Origin of the sequence: Micromonospora sp. ATA51 (assembly GCF_016802855.1) — a bacterium.
Classification (GTDB): Bacteria; Actinomycetota; Actinomycetes; order Mycobacteriales; family Micromonosporaceae; genus Micromonospora; species Micromonospora sicca.
In genome coordinates this window covers 1-4,208 of record NZ_JAEVHJ010000445.1, presented here as the reverse complement: position 1 = coordinate 4,208, position 4,208 = coordinate 1, and the positions used below count along the sequence as shown (strand labels likewise).

Below are 4,208 nucleotides of genomic sequence, written 5' to 3'. Positions count from 1 at the left end.
CGGCGGCGCCGCCGCAGCCGGCGGCCCCGGCCGAGCGCGCGGACGGCCAGGTCGGGTGCCGGCCGGACCCCGTCCGCGAGATCCTGTACGGCTGCCCGCAGTACGTCCTCCACCGGCCTGGTCATGACTTCACCTCCGAACGCGTGGTCAGCTCGTCGAGAGCGGGCACCAGCTCCCGGAGCTTCGCCAGCGCCCGGGACGCCTGGCTGGCAACGGTGCCGGCCCGGCAGCCGAGGATCGCTGCGGTCCGCTCGACGCTCAGGTCCTCCAGGTAGCGCAGGGTCAGCACGGCCCGCTGCCGGGGCGGCAGCGCCCGCAGCGCGTCCCGCAGCAGGAGCCGCAGGTCGGCGTCGTGACCGCCGTCGCCCGCCGCCGGCCGCTCCGGCAGTTCCGCGACCGGCACCTCGGCGCGCCGCGCCCGACGCCGCCAGCCGGAGACCTGGTCGTGGTAGAGGATCCGTTTCACGTACGGCTCCGCGTCGCCCCGGATCCTCGGCCACCGGGCGTACGCCTTGGCCAGCGCGTTCTGGAGCAGGTCCTCCGCGGCGTGCTGGTTGCCGGCGAGCGCGTACGCGACGCGCAGCAGCGCGTCACCCCGCTCGTTGACGAACGCGGTGAACTCCCCGTCGATGACCTCTGCCACCGTCCACCTCCGTACTACAGACGCACGGGGTCGGGGAACTTTGCCTCACGGGGGAAGACAGTGGGGCGGGAGGCCGTGACGTCGGGCGGCGGCCGGCTGCTCACACCAGTGACGCCCCTGGGTGTCGCGCTGCTCTGACGGCCCGGCGGTGGTGGTTCGGGCTCCGCGGGGGACAATCGGTTCATGCGCTGGACCGTGCTCGACTCGCCGATCGGGGAGTTCTCCGTGGCCACCGACGACGAGGCGGTCTGCGGGACGCACTTCGGGCGGGTGGCGTCGCCACCGACGAGCCGGTCGACGGGCTGGCCGGCCGGGCGGTGGCCGAGCTGCGGGCGTACTTCGCCGGTGAGCTGACCGACTTCACCGTCCCCGTGGCGGCACGTCGGGGGTCCGAGTTCGAGCGGGCGGTCTGGCGGGAGATGACCCGCATCCCGTACGGCGAGACGCTCACCTACGGCGAGGTGGCGAAGGCGGTCGGCGAGCCGGGCGCGGCCCGGGCGGTCGGGGTCGCCTGCAACCGGAACCCGGTCCCGGTGATCGTGCCGTGCCATCGGATCGTCGGGGCGGGCGGCAAGCTGGTGGGCTTCGGCGGCGGCCTGCCGCGCAAGGTGACGCTGCTGGAACTGGAGGCCCGGGTCGCCCTGCAACGCGCCTGGTCCTGACGTACTCCGGGTCGACTGAACGCCCGAGGGCCGGGTCCGTGCGGACCCGGCCATCGATGCGGCTGTGGTCAGCGTGTCAGCGCTCGACCTCGCCCTTGATGAACGCCTCGACGGCGGCGTGCGCGTCGTGGTCGGCGTACTGCTCGGGCGGGGACTTCATGAAGTACGACGAGGCCGACAGGATCGGGCCACCGATCTTCCGGTCCAGCGCGATCTTCGCGGCCCGGACGGCGTCGATGATGACGCCGGCCGAGTTCGGCGAGTCCCACACCTCGAGCTTGAGCTCGGCGTTGAGCGGGGTGTCGCCGAAGGAGCGGCCCTCCAGGCGGATGTACGCCCACTTGCGGTCGTCGAGCCACGGCACGTGGTCCGACGGGCCGATGTGCACGTCGCTCTTGGTCATCTCGTGCGGGATCTGGGAGGTGACCGACTGGGTCTTCGAGATCTTCTTCGAGACCAGGCGGGTGCGCTCCAGCATGTTCATGAAGTCCATGTTGCCGCCGAAGTTGAGCTGGTACGTGCGCAGCAGCTCGACACCGCGGTCCTCGAAGAGCTTCGCCAGGGCGCGGTGCACGATGGTGGCGCCGACCTGGCTCTTGATGTCGTCGCCGACGATCGGCAGACCCGCGTCCTCGAACTTCTTCGCCCACTCGGGGTCGGAGGCGATGAAGACCGGCAGGGCGTTCACGAACGCGCAGCCGGCGTCGATCGCGGCCTGGGCGTAGAACTTGTCGGCCTGCTCGGAGCCGACCGGCAGGTAGGAGACGACGACGTCGACCTGCGCGTCGCGCAGCGCCTTGGCCACGTCGACCGGCTCGGTGTCCGACTCCTCGATGATTTCGCGGTAGTACTGGCCCAGACCGTCGAAGGTCGGGCCGCGCTGCACGGTGACGCCGGTCGGCGGCACGTCGCAGAGCTTGATGGTGTTGTTCTCGCTGGCCACGATCGCCTCGGCGAGGTCCATGCCCACCTTCTTGGCGTCCACGTCGAACGCCGCGACAAACTCCACGTCCGAGACGTGGTAGTCGCCGAAGGTGACGTGCATGAGACCCGGGACGCGGTCGTTCGGGTCGGCGTTCCGGTAGTACTCCACGCCCTGTACGAGGGACGAGGCGCAGTTACCCACACCGACGATGGCGACGCGGACGGAGCCCATAGCGTCTGCCTCCTTCTTCTTCATCACGGCCGCTCTTTCCTGGACTCTCCAGGCGGAGGCGGGCTGTTGTCTTCTCGTCGGCCGCCGGCTGTCCCGGGTTGCGGGACGGTCGGGGCACGGCCGGAGCGCTCATTGGCGATGAGCTCCTCCAGCCAGCGGACCTCACGCTCACAGGCGTCGAGGCCGTGGCGCTGCAGTTCCAGGGTGTACGCGTCGAGGCGCTCGGCTGCCCGGCCGAGCACGTCGCGAAGGCCTTCGCGACGCTCCTCGATCTTCCGACGGCGACCTTCCAGGATCCGGAGCCGGGTGGCCTGGTCGGTCCGGGCGAAGAACGCGAAGTGCACGCCGAAGCCCGTGTCGTCGTACGTCTCGGGACCAGCCTGCGCTATCAGTTGGGCGAAGCGTTCCTTGCCCTCGGCGGTAATGGTGTACACCACCCGACCGCGTCGGCTGGTGAGCGCGGGAACCTCCTCGGCGGTCGCCGGTGTCTCGGCGGCCTCGGTGATCCATCCCGCCGCCTGCAACCGGCGCAGGGTCGGGTACAGCGAGCCGTAGCTGATCGCCGCCCGGATCGCGCCGAGTTTGGCGGCCAACTCCTTGCGCAGCTCGTAGCCGTGCATCGGAGCCTCCTGCAGGAGGCCGAGGATGGCGAGCTCGAGCACGGGCCACCCCTTCTTACCCCCGGCGCGGAGCAGGTAACCGCCGCGATGTATCGGACCGATACATCGCACGTTAGCGGACAGCCATGATCAGGGCAAACCCCCGTTCCGAGGTGTTGCCGTCACGGATTGTCACGGCGGTCGCCTCGTCCCGCCGGACCGCGTACCCTTTGCCGCATGCGTACGTCTCGCCAGGTCGTCGACTACTCGCTCCAGAAGCGAGCGGTGCTGCGTGAGCTCCTGGCCGGCCGGGTCGGCACGTACGACGTCTGCGACGCCTCGCCGTACCTGAAGAACGCGGCCCGGTTCCACGGTGAACCCACCGACGAGCGTTGCCCGATCTGCCGCAGCGAGAACCTCATCCACGTCCACTACATTTACGGGGACGAACTCAAGCAGTCCGCCGGCCAGGCGCGTACCCGGGCCGAGTTGCCCGTCCTGGCGATGACGTTGCGTGAGTTCCAGGTCTTCGTGGTGGAGGTGTGCCTCGGCTGTGACTGGAACCATCTCGTCGAGCAGTTCCTGCTCGGCCGGGACGGGCTGGCCGGCGGCACCGAGGACGGGTCGGAGCAGGGCGTGGTGAGCGGCTCGTCCGCCCCGAACGGTTCCACCCCTCGTCGAAGGCGAGAGGCGCAACGGTGATTCAAGCTGCATCGGCCGACCCCGGCCCGATTGACGACGGGTGGGCGGACCGGCAGCTTCTACGTCTGATTAGTCCGATTACTTCGGATTTGACGCCTGCGCCCCGGCACGCCCGCGGTGTAGCGTCTCGTGGTCCAGCTCACGGCAACCCGGTGGTGGCGCATGTGCGCCCCACCGCGACCGGCAGGGTGTGAGGAATGAACTACGGCGATCCCAGTTCTTCGCGTGGGCGGGCGCAGAGCCCGGGCCCCAACGGCGACCCCGGGAGCCCGCACGGGAACGGCTGGTCATCCGCGCCGGAGGGGCGGGGCCTCGGCCCGCGCCTCCGTGCCGCCCCGGGGGTCCGCCTCCGATGGACGGGCTCGGCCGGCGGCGCGCTCCGGTTCCGCGTAGCGGTGCGGCGGGCTCGGCCTCGGTGGGCCGGGCCGGCGCGGGACGGCTCCGTG

General features: G+C 70.8%; 4 protein-coding genes and 1 pseudogene. 2 read left to right on the top strand and 3 right to left on the bottom strand.

The genetic code is table 11. The features are described 5' to 3' along the window. Nucleotides 1-121: 121 nt before the first annotated feature. Complete coding sequence (locus JNW87_RS35540; RefSeq protein ID WP_109803711.1) at nucleotides 122-643, bottom strand: SigE family RNA polymerase sigma factor; 522 nt, start codon at nucleotides 641-643, stop codon at nucleotides 122-124. 183 nt (nucleotides 644-826) lie between these two features. Between JNW87_RS35540 and JNW87_RS35535 the strand changes: the two are divergent. Then, nucleotides 827-1,305, top strand: a pseudogene (locus JNW87_RS35535) (methylated-DNA--[protein]-cysteine S-methyltransferase). A 76-nt stretch (nucleotides 1,306-1,381) separates the two neighbouring features. Here the strand turns inward: JNW87_RS35535 and JNW87_RS35530 are convergent. Both JNW87_RS35530 and JNW87_RS35525 read right to left on the bottom strand, forming a co-directional pair. Next, the gene (locus JNW87_RS35530; RefSeq protein ID WP_238455210.1) at nucleotides 1,382-2,461 is read right to left on the bottom strand and encodes an inositol-3-phosphate synthase; all 1,080 of its coding nucleotides are present in this window, start codon (nucleotides 2,459-2,461) and stop codon (nucleotides 1,382-1,384) included. A gap of 23 nt (nucleotides 2,462-2,484) precedes the next feature. Beyond that, nucleotides 2,485-3,123, bottom strand: coding sequence for a PadR family transcriptional regulator (locus JNW87_RS35525; protein ID WP_109803709.1), 639 nt, complete (start codon nucleotides 3,121-3,123; stop codon nucleotides 2,485-2,487). Between the two features lie 174 nt (nucleotides 3,124-3,297). Here JNW87_RS35525 and JNW87_RS35520 point away from each other — a divergent pair, with 174 nt between their 5' ends. Beyond that, nucleotides 3,298-3,762, top strand: a complete 465-nt coding sequence (locus JNW87_RS35520) for a DUF5318 domain-containing protein (RefSeq protein WP_238455209.1) — start codon at nucleotides 3,298-3,300, stop codon at nucleotides 3,760-3,762. Nucleotides 3,763-4,208 lie beyond the last annotated feature (446 nt).